Source organism: Parendozoicomonas verongulae, from assembly GCF_009711465.1.
Classification (GTDB): domain Bacteria; phylum Pseudomonadota; class Gammaproteobacteria; order Pseudomonadales; family Endozoicomonadaceae; genus Sansalvadorimonas; species Sansalvadorimonas verongulae.
Window position 1 is genome coordinate 24,082 of record NZ_SMME01000854.1, and the last position, 14,301, is coordinate 38,382.

Sequence of the window (14,301 nt, forward strand, 5' to 3'; positions counted from 1 at the left end):
TGATACGAGCTGTGAAAGCGCCCTGCATCGGGCGCTTTTTTTTAAACTCCATCTCAGTTTTCGTCTCTGTTATGCCAGAAAATACGCAGGTATACTGATTGTCAATTATGCGAATTAAACACTGCCTTGGAATCTGGAGCCCACAATGAAACGAGCACTGGCGCTTGTATCTCTGAGTTTGTTACTGACAGCCTGTGGTCAGAAAGGTCCACTGATTATACCCGACGCGCAACCTGCAGCCCTGACCGTTCAGCACGGAGGCGCGGGGAGTTAATGTCGGAATCATTTTCGTGGATTGATGGTGAATTACACGCCGAAGGTGTTCCCCTCAGCAAGATTGCCGAAACCGTGGGTACACCTTCCTATATTTATTCCCGCGCTGCGATTGAAACCGCCTGGAATGGTTACGCAAAACCCCTGGCGGATGTTTCCCATAAAATCTGTTACGCCGTAAAAGCCAACTCCAATCTAGGCGTTTTGAATGTGCTGGCAAAGCTGGGTGCGGGTTTTGATATCGTGTCCGTCGGTGAGCTTGAACGCGTACTGGCTGCCGGTGGTGATGCGAGAAATGTCGTATTCTCTGGTGTCGGCAAACAAGAGCATGAAGTGCGCCGGGCGCTGGATGCTGGAGTGTGGTGTTTCAATATTGAATCGATTCCCGAACTGGATCGTTTACAGGCTATTGCTGCTGATATGGGGAAAACAGCCAATGTCTCCCTGCGGGTCAATCCCAATGTGGATGCCCGGACTCATCCCTATATTTCCACTGGCCTGAAAGACAACAAGTTTGGTGTAGATATTGACTGTGCCGAAGAGATTTACGAACGTGCTCAAAGCCTGCCAAATATCGAAGTGACTGGTGTAGATTGCCATATCGGTTCACAGCTCACGTCTCTTGAACCTTACCTTGATGCGCTGGATATTCTGTTGGCGCTGGTGGATCGTCTGGCTGATAAAGGCATTGTCCTCTCTCACCTTGATCTTGGTGGCGGCCTGGGTGTGACTTATAAAAACGAGCAACCACCGGCCACAGAAGATCTTATTACAGCTGTGCGTAAGCACGTAGGAGACCGTAAGCTGACACTGGTCTTTGAACCGGGCCGTTCCATTGTTGCCAATGCCGGCATTCTTCTGACAAAGGTGGAAATGCTGAAGCACACAGAACACAAGAACTTTGCCGTGATTGATGGGGCAATGAACGATTTGATTCGTCCGGCGCTCTACGGTTCCTGGCACGACATCGTGCCGGTGAAACCCCGTGAAGGAGAAGGGCTGGTATACGACATTGTTGGCCCGGTGTGTGAAACCTCCGACTTTCTTGGCAAAAACCGCACTCTGACACTGAAAGACGGGGATTTGCTGGCGATTATGTCGGCAGGGGCTTACGGTATGGTAATGGCTTCCAACTTTAATACCCGTGGCCGTCCGGCAGAAGTTCTGGTATCCGGTGACAAGGCTGATATTGTACGTCGCCGGGAAACCCTGGCCGACCAGTTGGCGCTGGAATTACTGCCAGGGGAGAAGGCATGCTTTTAAAATTCACAAAAATGCATGGTCTCGGAAATGATTTTATGGTGGTAGATGGCGTGACCCAGAATGTCCGTCTTCACCCTGACAAAATCAAAGAGCTGGGTGATCGCCATTTTGGCGTAGGGTTCGATCAACTTTTGCTGGTTGAGCCCCCCGGTGATCCTGATATGGATTTTTGCTATCGCATATTTAATGCAGATGGCAGTGAAGTCGAGCAATGCGGCAACGGCGCCCGGTGTTTTGCTATGTTTGTGCTGGAGCGCAAGCTGGCATCCAGCCGCCGTATCAAAGTTCAAACTGCCAAAGGCAATATTGAACTGCGGGTCGGTAAAGACGGCGAAGTCACTGTAAATATGGGCAAGCCCAAGCTCGAGCCTTGGGAAATTCCGTTTAAAGCAGAGCGGCAGTCCATCACCTACAAGCTGGAGGTGGAAGGCAAGCAGCATGAAATTGCAGCGGTTTCCATGGGCAATCCCCATGCAGTGCTGCTGGTGGATGATTGCAAAAAAGCTCCGGTGGAAATCCTGGGCCGTAAAATCCAGCGCCATGCCCGCTTCCCGCAAAACTGCAATGTCGGCTTTATGGAAATCGTGAACCCCGGTGAAGTGAACCTGCGGGTTTATGAACGTGGAGTAGGAGAAACTCTGGCCTGTGGTACAGGCGCCTGTGCAGCTGTTGTTGCCGGACGCTTGCAGGGGCTGCTGGAACCCACTGTTAAAGTGAACCTTTCCGGCGGCTCCCTGAGTATCACCTGGAAAGAGGAAGACCTGCCGGTACTGATGACAGGCCCGGCTACACGCGTCTACGAGGGGCAGATAAGGATATGAGTGACGACGGACTTGATTTGGCGGAGTCTTTAACCGATGAGCAGGTGGCACAGTTTCTGAGCACCAATCCTGACTTCTTTATCAAACGGGATGAGTTGCTGAGTACTCTCACCATTCCTCACCAGCGTGGCGAAGCTATCTCTCTGGTTGAGCGACAAGTGTCTGTTTTGCGGGAGCGTAACCAAAGCATGCGCACCAAGCTGAACGAGCTGCTCAGTATCGCCCGTGATAACGACAGCCTGTTCGAGCGTGTACGCAGACTGGTTCTGACAGTGCAGGAAGCGGATACTCTCGACGAGGTGCTGGACGCCGTTGATGACAGTCTGTCCCACGAATTTCGTATTGATTACGTGTCGCCTATGCTGGTGTCTGAGACATTTGCAGGTTCTGTAAAAACTGGCCCGACAGGCTCAAAAGCTTCCCGTGTTCCCTGCCATACCAAGGCAGATATTCATTCCGGTACGGGTATTTCGGATCTGCTGACCGGCAGTCGCGTAGTATGCGGACGTTTACGGGAGCAGGAGCTGAAATTCCTCTTCCCTAATCATTGGAAAATGGTGAAATCCACTGCTGTTGTGTCTCTGCACTTCAAACGTCCTCTGGGGATTTTGGCCGTGGGCAGCCGTAGTGAGGATGATTTCCGGGCTGGTACGGGAACGATTTATTTAAACTTCATTGGTGAAGTGGTTTCCCGCGCTTTGGAAACACTGGCAGCACCGCGTCCCTGACGTTTATGTCCGGTGCAAGGTTGCGAGCCGAACAGCTGGAGGCGTGGCAGAATAATCTTCGCCATGAGTGTAATGTCTCGCCTCACACCTTATCGGCGTATCTCCGTGATCTGGACAAACTCGATAAGCATCTTGAGCCGTCTGATACATGGCAAAGTCTGAAAACAAAAGACATCAGCCATGTGTTGGGAGAGTTGCATCGCAAAGGGCTTGAGGCCCGTAGCCTGCACCGCTGGCTCTCTTCCGTTCGTAGTTTTTATGACTTTCTGTTGCGACAAGGGCTGGCCGATCACAATCCCGCCAAAGGCATTCAGGGGCCACAAACTGCGAAAACCCTTCCAAAGGTTCTGGATGCTGATCAGGTATCTGGCATGCTGGATATGACTTGCGACTCTCCGTTGCTAATCCGCGACCATGCTATTCTCGAACTGTTTTACTCAGCTGGTATACGCCTTTCAGAGCTGGTTGGCCTGAATGTTGGTGATGTTGTTCTTAATGATGGTCAGGCTAGAGTGTTGGGTAAAGGAAGCAAGGAACGTGATGTTCTGATCGGTAGCAAAGCCCGGCAGGCTTTGGAAAAGTGGCTGACTGTTCGCAGCAGCTTTGCAAACGAAGGTGAAACAGCGTTGTTTGTTTCCAAAAATGGTAAACGCATCAGCCAACGTCAGGTTCAGGTGAGAATTAAGGAGTGGGGTAAACGTCACGGGCTGGATATGCCTTTACATCCCCATATGCTCCGGCACTCCTTTGCCAGCCATATTCTGGAATCAAGCGGTGATTTGCGAGCCGTGCAGGAAATGCTGGGGCATAGTGATATTTCTACTACGCAGGTTTATACACATCTGGATTTTCAGCATTTGGCGGATGTTTATGATAAGACACATCCAAGAGCCAGAAAGAAGGATTGATTGTTTTTGGATGTCAGATTTTCAGGTTTGCTGTGGTCATCAATAAATACATTGCGCCAGCATTCCACTCGAAAGTACTTGCCAGATTTGATGCTGCTGAATCCAAAAATCTGTTTAGATCGCGATTTATAAAGTTTGCGACGTTTCATATTCCATTGTCGGTATATTTTTCATATTGTCACCTTATCCTTCAACCGACACCGCCGCAGGCCTTGTGCCGATGGCAGCTGGTGATATGGTCATTCACCATGCCGGTCGCCTGCATAAAGGCATAGCAAATCGTGGGGCCGACAAAGTTAAAGCCTTCTTTTTTTAAGGCCTTGCTCATACGTTCTGAAATCTCGGTTGAGGCGGGCACTTCAGCCATAGAGGTAAAGTGATTCTGGATGGTTTCACCATCGACAAACGACCAGATGAACCGGGAAAATGAGCCGTACTTTTCCTGTACTTTCAAATAAGCTTTGGCGTTATGAATAGCACTGTTCACCTTCAGCTTGTTACGGATGATACCAGGGTTGTGCAACAGTTCTTCCACTTTTTCCGGGCCGTACTGAGCCACCTTGCATGGGTCGAACCCTTCGAAAACCTTGCGATAATGCTCCCGCTTGCGCAACACTGTGATCCACGAAAGCCCTGCCTGTGCACCTTCCAGAACCAGAAACTCAAAGAGTTGATCGTCGTTTCTGCAGGGAACGCCCCACTCCTGATCGTGGTACTCACGGTAGAGTTCATCACCATGGCACCAGGAGCAACGTATGCCATCCGTTACACGTTCTACTTTACTCACCAACATCTCCTGAAAATGTGCTGTTTCATTGTCAGTTATCCTGACAGTTCACTCACACAAAACGCAAGAACGATGCGAAGTGACGCCACAAAAGGTATGATGCCCCCATTCGTATAAACGTAAAATTCCAGCTAAGGATATGCCGGAGTGCTTCTTTCGCTGGAAAACGGGTGTACGTGAAAGTCGTCTGGTGAAGCTTTATCAAAGCCAATACCCAACACCGAGAATAATGTCTACAGGACTTATAGATCGATCGTTAAGCACGAAAAGAGCTTATAAAAAGAATAGTTGTTCGCTGATCGCGAACCTCTTTGGCAACAGGTTTTTCAATGCTGAAATTTATCATTAAACGATTTGCCATAGCCGTACCAACACTGCTAGTGCTCATCACCATATCTTTCTTTTTGATGCAAGCGGCACCGGGCAGCCCTTTTACCGGTGAGCGGAATCTTCCACCCGAGATACTCAAAAACATCGAGGCCAAGTACAACCTCGACAAACCCCTGTATCAGCAGTATTTCCTTTACCTTGGCAATCTTGCCAAAGGTGATTTAGGGCCGTCGTTTAAATACCGGGATTACACGGTGAACGACTTGCTGGAGCAGAGCTTTCCTGTCTCATTGAAAATAGGCTCAGTGGCCTTCCTGTTTACTGTGATCATTGGGGTCACCATAGGAACGGTAGCCGCTCTGAAGCAAAATACGGTGCTCGATTACATCATCATGGCACTGGCGATGACGGGTGTTGTGCTGCCGTCGTTTGTTATCGCACCACTCCTTGTTCTGATATTCGCCATCACCCTGCACTGGCTGCCCGCCGGTGGCTGGAACGGCGGAGAGTGGCAATACATGGTATTACCGGTTACGGCTATGGCCATTATGTATATGGCGTCTATCGCCCGTATCCAGCGCAGCAGTATGATTGAGGTGCTGAACAGTAACTACATTCGCACTGCCCGTGCTAAAGGCCTGCCGTGGCATGTGATTATCACCCGCCACGCTCTGCGTCCTTCCCTGCTGCCTGTTGTTTCTTATCTCGGCCCTGCGTTTGTGGGCATTATCACCGGCTCCGTGGTTGTGGAAACCGTGTTCGGACTACCCGGTATCGGCCAGCACTTTGTGAATGGTGCACTGAACCGTGACTACTCACTGGTTCTTGGCCTGACCATTATCATCGGTGCTCTCACCATTCTGTTCACTGCGATTGTCGATATTCTTTATGCGGTCATCGATCCAAAGATCCGCTATCAGTAAGGAAGCGAAGTCATGGCACATCTGACACCCGAAGCGGATAAAAAAGCCGCTGTCAGCAACTTCGCTGACGCTCTTGAAAATCAGCTGGACAATAGTCTGGAAATTGAAGGTCGCAGCCTGTGGGCAGACGCCCGCATGCGCTTTTTCCGGAATAAAGCCGCTGTCACCAGCCTGATTATTCTTGCCATCATTGGCGTACTGGTTGTGGTTGGCCCCTGGTTGTCTCCCCATGAGTTCGATGCGATCGACTGGAGCTATATGGCTGCGCCTCCCGATATGGAAAGCAGTCATTGGTTCGGTACTGATGCCCTTGGTCGAGACCTTTTTGTGCGTACCCTCATGGGTGGCCGGATCTCCTTTATGGTGGGCATCCTTGGCGCACTGGTTGCGGTGCTTATCGGCACGCTGTTTGGTGCTACCGCTGGTTATGCCGGTGGCCGTACCGACGCCATCATGATGCGTATTCTGGAAATCCTTCAGTCGTTCCCGTTCATGTTCCTGGTGATTCTGCTGGTGACCATGTTTGGTCGCTCCATCATGCTGATCTTCCTCGCCATTGGTGCAGTCTCCTGGCTGGATATGGCCCGTATCGTGCGCGGACAGACCATCAGCCTGAAGGGCCGCGAGTTTATTGAAGCAGCCCGTGTGTGTGGGACCAGACCCTCCGCAATTATCTTGCGACACATTGTGCCTAACGTGCTCGGCATTGTGGTGGTTTACGCCTCATTGCTGGTACCCGGTATGATTCTGTTTGAATCCTTCCTGAGCTTCCTTGGTCTGGGTGTGCAGGAGCCCATGACCAGTTGGGGTGCTCTGGTAAACGAAGGCTCTCAGTCTATGGAAGTGGCCGTATGGCAGCTGGCTTTCCCTGTAGCGTTCCTGGTTATCACACTGTTCTGCTTTAACTATGTGGGCGATGGTTTGCGTGATGCCCTCGACCCGAAAGATCGATAACTCTGAGGAACGATTTATGAGCTTATTAGACGTTAAAGATCTGCAGGTTCATTTCTCCACCCCTGAGGGTGACGTGACTGCCGTTAACAACCTGAACTTTTCACTGGAAGCCGGGCAAACCCTCGGTATTGTTGGCGAGTCAGGCTCCGGTAAAAGCCAGACCGCTTTCTCCATTATGGGGCTGCTGGCCAAGAATGGCCGCACCGGCGGTGAAGCGCTGTTTGAAGGCAAACAAATCCTCAACCTCCCCGAGAAAGAACTGAACAGCATCCGTGCCGAGAAGATCTCCATGATCTTTCAGGACCCAATGACATCCCTGAATCCTTACATGAAAGTCGGCACTCAACTGATGGAAGTGCTGAGACTGCATAAAGGTATGGGCAAAGAGGAAGCCTTTGAAGAGTCCGTGCGTATGCTGGATGCGGTAAAAATGCCCGAATCCCGCAAGCGCATGACTATGTACCCCCACGAGTTCTCCGGGGGTATGCGACAGCGGGTGATGATCGCCATGGCGCTCTTGTGTCGTCCAAAGCTGTTGATTGCCGACGAACCCACAACGGCTCTGGACGTAACCGTTCAGGCTCAGATTATGGAGCTGTTGAATGATCTGAAACGGGACTTCAACACCGCTATTATTATGATCACCCACGACCTGGGCGTAGTGGCAGGTATCTGTGACAAGGTTCTGGTGATGTATGCAGGCCAGACCATGGAATATGGCACCACGGATGAAATTTTCTACAGGCCAAGCCATCCGTACACCATCGGTTTGCTGGAATCGATTCCAACCCTGAAAACCGAAGGTGAAATTCTGCCTACCATTCAGGGCAATCCACCGAACTTGCTGAACCTGCCAGCAGGCTGCCCGTTCCAGGAACGTTGCTCCCACGTGATGGACATCTGTCGTCAGAATATGCCAGCTCTGGAAACCTTTGAGAATAACCGCCGTCGCGCCTGTTTCTGGGCTGTACCTGAGCATACAACAGAAGGAGCCAGCCTGTGAGCACCCACCAGGCACAAGCCAAGCCTCTTTTGCAGGTGCGCAATGTCTGCGTCCACTTTCCCATTCCTGCCTCCCGTGACTGGCCATGGCAGCCTATTCCCAAGGTAAAGGCTGTGGACGGTGTGAGTTTTGATCTGATGCCCGGTGAAACCCTGGGTGTTGTGGGAGAATCCGGCTGTGGCAAATCCACTCTGGCACGGGCCTTGATCGGTTTGGTGAAAACCACATCCGGAGAGATTCTCTGGGGTGGTAAAAATCTGGCAGGCATGAACGACAAAGGCTTTCACAAGGTGCGTCGTGATATGCAGATGATCTTCCAGGATCCTCTGGCCTCCCTGAACCCACGGATGACCATTGGCGATATTATTGCCGAGCCGCTGCGCAACTATGAAGCGGATTTGAGTCCTGAAGAGGTCAAAGCCCGAGTACGGCAGATTATGGATCGTGTTGGTCTGCTGCCTAACGTCATTAACCGTTATCCCCACGAGTTTTCCGGTGGTCAGTGCCAGCGTGTGGGCATTGCCCGCGCTTTGATTCTCAAACCCAAACTGATTATCTGTGATGAACCGGTAAGTGCGCTGGATGTATCTATTCAGGCACAGGTCGTGAACCTGCTGAAAGAGCTGCAGGAAGAGATGGGATTATCTCTGGTGTTTATTGCCCACGATCTGTCAGTGGTAAAACACATCAGTGATCGTGTACTGGTGATGTATCTGGGTAACGAAGCGGAGCTGGCAACTTCCGAGGCACTGTATGCCAAACCCACTCACCCTTACACACAGGCGCTCCTGTCTGCGGTTCCTATTCCTGATCCGGAACTGGAACGCAACAAAACCATTCAACTACTGGAAGGTGATCTTCCATCACCCATCAACCCACCATCCGGCTGTGTATTCCGCACACGCTGCCCCAGGGCGATTGAGAACTGCGCCAAAGAAAAGCCTGTGCTAAAAGGTAATGCCGTTCATCAGGTCGCCTGCCCGGTTACAGCGCCCTGAATCAGAAAACCCCGGCTACTTTAACGACCGGGGTTCTTTATTTCTGAGGTATCTCACATATCACTTAGCGGTGATATAGAGATCACGAGCCAACATAGTACCCAGAGGGTTGTCGATGGCATAGCCATGCACCGTGGGTTTGATCAGGCGAACGCTGGTGTACTGGTAAACAGGAATGGCTGGCATTTCATCCGCAAAAATCTTCTCAGCGTGAGTGTACATTTCACTGCGCTTCGCTGGATCCTGCGTGGTCAGCGCCTGAGTGATCAGGTCGTCATACTCGTTGTTGGACCACTTGCCGTAGTTCTGGGCGTTCCTGCTGGTCCAGACGGTCAGCATGGTCGATGGTTCGTTGTAATCACCCAGCCATCCTGCACGGGCCACCTGGAAGTGTCCCTGATGTACAGTATCCAGGAAGGTTTTCCACTCCTGATTTTTCAGGGTGACATGAATCACATCTGAGCCCAGAGCCTGTTTCCACATCTGGGATGTGGCGATGGCGATCTTCTTGAGGCCTTCATTGGTGTTGTAAAGCAGTTCAATGTCCAGCGGGTGGCTCTTATTGAAGCCCGCTTCGTTCAGCAGCGCTCTGGCTTTTTCATCCCGCTCTTTCTGAGTCATTTTACCCCAGGCCAGATCAGGAGGCGTAAACCCGTCAACAGACTCTGGTGTAAAGCTGTAGGCAGGAAGCTGACCACCGCCCAATACATAGTTGGTAATCGCATCCCGGTTAATGGAATAAGTCAGCGCTTTTCTTACGCGAACATCATCAAAAGGTTTAACATTCTTATTAAAGTCGTAATAGTAGGTTCCTATTTTTGGTGAAATTTTCACCTGTTCAGGTATTGTCTTCTGTAGATTTTTCAGGTGTTCAGAAGGTGCGCCGGTTAAATCAATCTCACCGGCCTTATACCGATTCAAAGCTGCATTGCCAGATATAATAGGCAAGTAATCAACTTCATTAACAACTGTTTCTTTATCGTTCCAATACTTCGGGTTGCGTTTGGCTACAATACGTTCATTAACAACCCACTCGGTTAACTTATAAGCGCCATTGGAAACCATATTCTCTGGCCGTGTCCAGGCATCACCATACTTTTCAACAACCTTTTGAGGAACCGGCATCATTGTGTAATGAGCTACCAGTTTAGGGAAGAATGGTACTTGATTACTCAGGGTAATCTGAACGGTGTGATCATCAACCGCTTTAATACCAAGTTCTGATTTTGGCATTTTCCCATCAATAATGGCTTTTGCATTATCTATATTCGCCAGCTCCATAAACCACGCGTATTTAGATCCGGTTGCCGGATCAACAGCACGTTGGAAAGCAAATACGAAATCACTGGCTGTGACCGGATCACCGTTTGACCACTGGGCGTCTTTGCGAAGATTAAACGTATACACCAAACCATCATCAGACACAGACCAGTCTGTCGCAGTACCGGGAATCACTTTGCCGTGTGGGTCCAGGGTTGTCAGGCCTTCAAACAGATCACGAACCACTGGACTACCCGCATTGCCTTCAACCTTTTGAGGATCTAGGGAGGAGGGTTCGTTGTTAATATTCCGTTTAAATACCTGTTGTGCAGCAGGAGCCAGTTGAGTGCCCTGTGGCACAACAGCAGCAAAGGAAGCAGACGACACTCCAACGGTTAAGGCGGCAATAGTTGAGACCAGTATTTTTTTGGCTGTGTTCATAAATGACCTGTTTAATTCTAATGAATGACATAAGGTGTCTCCGAACACTTATCAGTGTGCAACAAGGCCACGCTATAAAAACCCGTCACAAATCAACAAAATCTATTTTTCGTAAAGTTTTATTACCTGAAAACAGTATGTTTATTAGACGAACAGACAGTTTATATAACCAGAGTCAACTTTTATAACCATAAACGACAGTACTTCTTTAGTTTTAACCAACACAAAACCAAAATCGGATAAAAACCAAACAATACACAAACATCAAACAACAATAACTTTACTTTTATTGACCTGATACGTGTTTTTATAACGCCATCTTATTGCACAGTAATAAACAGCCCCATCTTCTTTCATCGAGGTGTGCAGATGATAAAAACAGACAGTCAACCTAACCATTCGCAGTGTTTAGGGTAGGAGAACACAAATGCTTAACTTTGTTATTCGAAGATTTGCGATCGCTGTGCCAACCCTTTTAGTTTTGATAACTATTTCCTTCTTCTTAATGCAGGCCGCCCCCGGAAGCCCCTTTACAGGAGAGCGCAGCCTTCCCCCTGAGATACTCAAAAACATCGAAGCCAAGTATCACATGGACAAACCCCTCTACCAGCAATACTTCATGTATCTGGGTAACCTGGCTAAAGGCGACCTTGGCCCCTCTTTCAAATACCGTGACTACACTGTGAATGATCTCCTCTCACAGAGCTTCCCGGTTTCCCTGAAAATTGGTTCTGTGGCTTTCCTCTTCACGGTTCTGGTCGGTGTCACCATTGGCACAACAGCAGCTCTCAAACAAAACACCTTTCTTGATTACATCATAATGGCCCTGGCGATGACGGGTGTTGTACTACCGTCGTTTGTTATCGCCCCGCTTCTTGTTCTGATATTCGCCATCACTCTGCAATGGCTCCCGGCTGGAGGCTGGCAAGGGGGAGGCTGGCACTTTATGGTACTTCCGGTAGTGGCCATGGCTATTATGTACATGGCGTCTATCGCACGTATCCAGCGCAGTAGCATGATTGAGGTGCTGAACAGTAACTACATTCGCACCGCACGGGCAAAAGGCCTGCCCTGGAAAACCATCATTCTCCGCCACGCCATGCGTCCTTCCCTGTTGCCGGTCGTGTCTTATCTCGGCCCTGCATTTGTGGGCATTATCACCGGCTCCGTGGTTGTGGAAACTGTGTTCGGCCTGCCCGGTATCGGCCAGCATTTTGTGAATGGTGCCCTGAACCGTGACTACTCCCTGGTACTGGGCCTGACCATCATCATCGGCACACTGACCATCCTGTTTACAGCAATTGTCGATATTCTCTATGCCGTCATCGACCCCAAGATTCGCTACCAGTAAGGAGACGACAGATGACCACAATGGCTCCTGCTGCCGACCAAAAAGCGGCCATAGAAAACTTTGCAAAAGATCTCGAGCTGGAAATCGAAGGCCGCAGCCTGTGGGCAGATGCCCGCGCCCGCTTCTTCCGTAACCGTGCAGCGGTTACCAGCCTTCTTGTTCTGGCCTTTATCGGCCTGCTTGTTCTTATTGGGCCATACCTGTCCCAGTATCAATACGATGGTATTGACTGGGCCAATATGGCCACTCCTCCCAGCCTCGAAAACGGTCACTGGTTTGGTACCGACGCCCTTGGCCGAGACCTGTTTGTGCGCACCCTGCTTGGTGGTCGCATCTCCTTTATGGTGGGTATTCTCGGTGCACTGGTTGCTGTGCTGATCGGTACAATTTATGGTGCAACGGCTGGCTATCTGGGAGGCAAAGTAGATATGGTAATGATGCGGATTCTGGAGATTCTGCAGTCATTCCCCTTCATGTTTCTGGTAATTCTGCTGGTGACCATGTTTGGCCGCTCCATCATGTTGATATTTATTGCCATTGGTGCGGTGTCCTGGCTCTCCATGGCCCGTATTGTGCGCGGACAAACCATCAGCCTGAAAGGGCGGGAGTTTATTGAAGCCGCGCGGGTGTGCGGTACTCGACCATGGGACATTATTCGCGGTCACATCGTTCCCAATGTACTGGGTATCGTGGCTGTTTACGCTTCGCTTCTGGTTCCCGGCATGATTCTGTTTGAATCCTTCCTGAGCTTCCTCGGTCTGGGTGTGCAGGAACCCATGACCAGCTGGGGTGCACTGGTGAGCGAAGGCGCGAATGCCATGACGGTTGCCGTATGGCAGCTGGCTTTCCCGGTGGCCTTTTTGATGATCACCCTGTTCTGCTTTAACTACGTTGGCGATGGCTTGCGCGACGCCCTCGACCCTAAAGATCGTTAATAGAAAGGAATCCTGAAAGATGAGTTTGCTGGAAGTCAACGATTTACGGGTGACATTCTCCACCCCAGACGGCGACGTAACCGCCGTCAACAACCTGAATTTCTCTTTGGAAGCAGGACAAACCCTCGGCATTGTGGGGGAATCCGGTTCTGGTAAAAGCCAGACCGCTTTCTCTCTGATGGGGTTGCTGGCCAAGAATGGTCGCACCGGTGGTGAGGCGCTGTTTGAAGGCAAGCAGATCCTCAATCTGTCCGAGAAAGACCTGAACAGCATCCGTGCCGAAAAGATCTCCATGATCTTCCAGGACCCGATGACCTCTCTGAACCCTTACATGAAGGTCGGCACCCAGTTAATGGAAGTGTTGATGCTGCACAAAGGCATGGGGAAAGAGGAAGCCTTTGGAGCGTCCGTGCGTATGCTGGACGCAGTAAAAATGCCAGAAGCCCGCAAACGGATGGATATGTATCCCCACGAGTTCTCCGGTGGTATGCGACAGCGGGTCATGATTGCCATGGCATTGCTGTGTCGTCCAAAGCTATTGATTGCCGATGAGCCAACAACCGCTCTGGACGTAACCGTGCAGGCCCAGATTATGGAGCTGTTGAACGATCTGAAACGAGATTTCAACACCGCCATTATCATGATTACCCACGATCTGGGCGTAGTAGCCGGTATCTGCGATAAGGTTCTGGTGATGTACGCGGGCCAGACCATGGAGTACGGCACTACGGATGAGATTTTCTACAAGCCCAGCCATCCGTACACCATTGGTTTGCTGGAATCGATTCCCACCCTGAAAACTGAAGGCGAAGTCCTGCCCACCATTCAGGGCAATCCACCTAACCTTCTGAATCTGCCAGCAGGCTGCCCATTCCAGGAGCGTTGCTCCCATGTGATGGACAGCTGTCGTGAGCATATTCCAAAACTCAAAAACTTTGAGAATGGTCGCCGCCGCGCCTGTTTCTGGGCCGCATCTGAGCACACAGCAGAAGGAGCCAGCCTGTGAGTACCAATAAACAAGTGAAGCCTCTTCTGCAGGTGCGTGATGTTTGCGTCCATTTTCCGATTCCAGCATCCCGGGACTGGCCATGGCAGCCCATTCCCAAGGTCAAAGCCGTAGATGGCGTGAGCTTTGATTTGATGCCCGGTGAAACGCTGGGTGTTGTGGGGGAATCCGGCTGTGGCAAATCCACACTGGCCAGAGCCTTGATTGGGCTTGTCAAAGCCACATCCGGTGACATTATCTGGGAAGGCAAGAATCTGGCAGGCATGGATGACAAAGGCTTTCACGACGTACGTCGTGATATGCAGATGATCTTCCAGGAT

General features: G+C 50.6%; 15 protein-coding genes. 13 read left to right on the forward strand and 2 right to left on the reverse strand.

Features of this window, described 5'->3' with window-relative positions:
- Positions 1-145: 145 nt before the first annotated feature.
- The 5 genes from lptM to xerC are packed head-to-tail and all read left to right on the forward strand — an operon-like array spanning position 146 to position 3,993.
- Complete coding sequence (gene lptM, locus E1189_RS15735; protein WP_155161300.1) at positions 146-274, forward strand: LPS translocon maturation chaperone LptM; 129 nt, start codon at positions 146-148, stop codon at positions 272-274.
- Positions 274-1,536, forward strand: coding sequence for a diaminopimelate decarboxylase (gene lysA / locus E1189_RS15740; RefSeq protein ID WP_155161302.1), 1,263 nt, complete (start codon positions 274-276; stop codon positions 1,534-1,536). Before lptM ends, lysA begins: the two co-directional genes overlap by 1 nt.
- Positions 1,527-2,357 carry a diaminopimelate epimerase gene (gene dapF, locus E1189_RS15745; RefSeq protein WP_155161304.1) on the forward strand — a complete coding sequence of 277 codons (831 nt, stop codon included), beginning with the start codon at positions 1,527-1,529 and terminating at the stop codon, positions 2,355-2,357. Before lysA ends, dapF begins: the two co-directional genes overlap by 10 nt.
- Positions 2,354-3,085 (forward strand): DUF484 family protein, encoded by a 732-nt coding sequence (locus E1189_RS15750; RefSeq protein ID WP_155161306.1) that lies wholly within the window; start codon positions 2,354-2,356, stop codon positions 3,083-3,085. The genes dapF and E1189_RS15750 overlap by 4 nt, the downstream gene beginning before the upstream one ends.
- Before the next feature lie 5 nt (positions 3,086-3,090).
- Positions 3,091-3,993, forward strand: coding sequence for a tyrosine recombinase XerC (xerC, locus tag E1189_RS15755; protein ID WP_155161309.1), 903 nt, complete (start codon positions 3,091-3,093; stop codon positions 3,991-3,993).
- 190 nt (positions 3,994-4,183) lie between these two features.
- Here the strand turns inward: xerC and E1189_RS15760 are convergent, their stop codons facing one another.
- Positions 4,184-4,780, reverse strand: coding sequence for a DNA-3-methyladenine glycosylase I (locus E1189_RS15760; RefSeq protein ID WP_329602070.1), 597 nt, complete (start codon positions 4,778-4,780; stop codon positions 4,184-4,186).
- A 329-nt stretch (positions 4,781-5,109) separates the two neighbouring features.
- On the opposite strand from E1189_RS15760, the gene oppB (E1189_RS15765) reads away from it, so the two are divergent.
- From oppB (E1189_RS15765) to oppF, 4 genes are read left to right on the forward strand one after another with little or no spacing between them, the layout of a single operon-like run.
- Positions 5,110-6,033: an oligopeptide ABC transporter permease OppB gene (gene oppB / locus E1189_RS15765; protein WP_155161313.1), complete on the forward strand. Its 924-nt coding sequence runs from the start codon at positions 5,110-5,112 to the stop codon at positions 6,031-6,033.
- A 12-nt stretch (positions 6,034-6,045) separates the two neighbouring features.
- On the forward strand, positions 6,046-6,987 hold the full coding sequence (gene oppC, locus E1189_RS15770) for an oligopeptide ABC transporter permease OppC (RefSeq protein WP_155161315.1): 942 nt from the start codon (positions 6,046-6,048) through the stop codon (positions 6,985-6,987).
- Between the two features lie 16 nt (positions 6,988-7,003).
- Positions 7,004-7,990, forward strand: a complete 987-nt coding sequence (locus E1189_RS15775; protein ID WP_329602071.1) for an ABC transporter ATP-binding protein — start codon at positions 7,004-7,006, stop codon at positions 7,988-7,990.
- The gene (gene oppF / locus E1189_RS15780; RefSeq protein WP_329602072.1) at positions 7,987-8,988 is read left to right on the forward strand and encodes a murein tripeptide/oligopeptide ABC transporter ATP binding protein OppF; all 1,002 of its coding nucleotides are present in this window, start codon (positions 7,987-7,989) and stop codon (positions 8,986-8,988) included. Before E1189_RS15775 ends, oppF begins: the two co-directional genes overlap by 4 nt.
- 60 nt (positions 8,989-9,048) lie before the next feature.
- On the opposite strand, the gene E1189_RS15785 is transcribed toward oppF, so the two are convergent.
- Positions 9,049-10,689, reverse strand: a complete 1,641-nt coding sequence (locus E1189_RS15785; RefSeq protein WP_155161319.1) for a peptide ABC transporter substrate-binding protein — start codon at positions 10,687-10,689, stop codon at positions 9,049-9,051.
- A 427-nt stretch (positions 10,690-11,116) separates the two neighbouring features.
- Between E1189_RS15785 and oppB (E1189_RS15790) the strand changes: the two genes are divergently transcribed.
- The 4 genes from oppB (E1189_RS15790) to E1189_RS25560 all read left to right on the forward strand — a co-directional run.
- The gene (oppB, locus tag E1189_RS15790; protein ID WP_155161321.1) at positions 11,117-12,040 is read left to right on the forward strand and encodes an oligopeptide ABC transporter permease OppB; all 924 of its coding nucleotides are present in this window, start codon (positions 11,117-11,119) and stop codon (positions 12,038-12,040) included.
- Between the two features lie 20 nt (positions 12,041-12,060).
- Positions 12,061-12,975, forward strand: coding sequence for an oligopeptide ABC transporter permease OppC (gene oppC / locus E1189_RS15795; RefSeq protein ID WP_230460440.1), 915 nt, complete (start codon positions 12,061-12,063; stop codon positions 12,973-12,975).
- 19 nt (positions 12,976-12,994) lie between these two features.
- Positions 12,995-13,981 carry an ABC transporter ATP-binding protein gene (locus tag E1189_RS15800; protein ID WP_155161325.1) on the forward strand — a complete coding sequence of 329 codons (987 nt, stop codon included), beginning with the start codon at positions 12,995-12,997 and terminating at the stop codon, positions 13,979-13,981.
- On the forward strand, positions 13,978-14,301 hold a 324-nt coding region (locus E1189_RS25560; RefSeq protein WP_329602073.1), incomplete at its 3' end, for an ATP-binding cassette domain-containing protein. The genes E1189_RS15800 and E1189_RS25560, both read left to right, overlap by 4 nt.

Coding starts and splice junctions, on each gene's coding strand:
- lptM (WP_155161300.1), top strand. CDS start 146: ATGAAACGAGCACTGGCGCTTGTATCTCTGAGTTTGTTACTGACAGCC.
- lysA (WP_155161302.1), top strand. CDS start 274: ATGTCGGAATCATTTTCGTGGATTGATGGTGAATTACACGCCGAAGGT.
- dapF (WP_155161304.1), top strand. CDS start 1,527: ATGCTTTTAAAATTCACAAAAATGCATGGTCTCGGAAATGATTTTATG.
- E1189_RS15750 (WP_155161306.1), top strand. CDS start 2,354: ATGAGTGACGACGGACTTGATTTGGCGGAGTCTTTAACCGATGAGCAG.
- xerC (WP_155161309.1), top strand. CDS start 3,091: ATGTCCGGTGCAAGGTTGCGAGCCGAACAGCTGGAGGCGTGGCAGAAT.
- oppB (WP_155161313.1), top strand. CDS start 5,110: ATGCTGAAATTTATCATTAAACGATTTGCCATAGCCGTACCAACACTG.
- oppC (WP_155161315.1), top strand. CDS start 6,046: ATGGCACATCTGACACCCGAAGCGGATAAAAAAGCCGCTGTCAGCAAC.
- E1189_RS15775 (WP_329602071.1), top strand. CDS start 7,004: ATGAGCTTATTAGACGTTAAAGATCTGCAGGTTCATTTCTCCACCCCT.
- E1189_RS15785 (WP_155161319.1), bottom strand. CDS start 10,689: ATGAACACAGCCAAAAAAATACTGGTCTCAACTATTGCCGCCTTAACC.
- oppB (WP_155161321.1), top strand. CDS start 11,117: ATGCTTAACTTTGTTATTCGAAGATTTGCGATCGCTGTGCCAACCCTT.
- oppC (WP_230460440.1), top strand. CDS start 12,061: ATGGCTCCTGCTGCCGACCAAAAAGCGGCCATAGAAAACTTTGCAAAA.
- E1189_RS15800 (WP_155161325.1), top strand. CDS start 12,995: ATGAGTTTGCTGGAAGTCAACGATTTACGGGTGACATTCTCCACCCCA.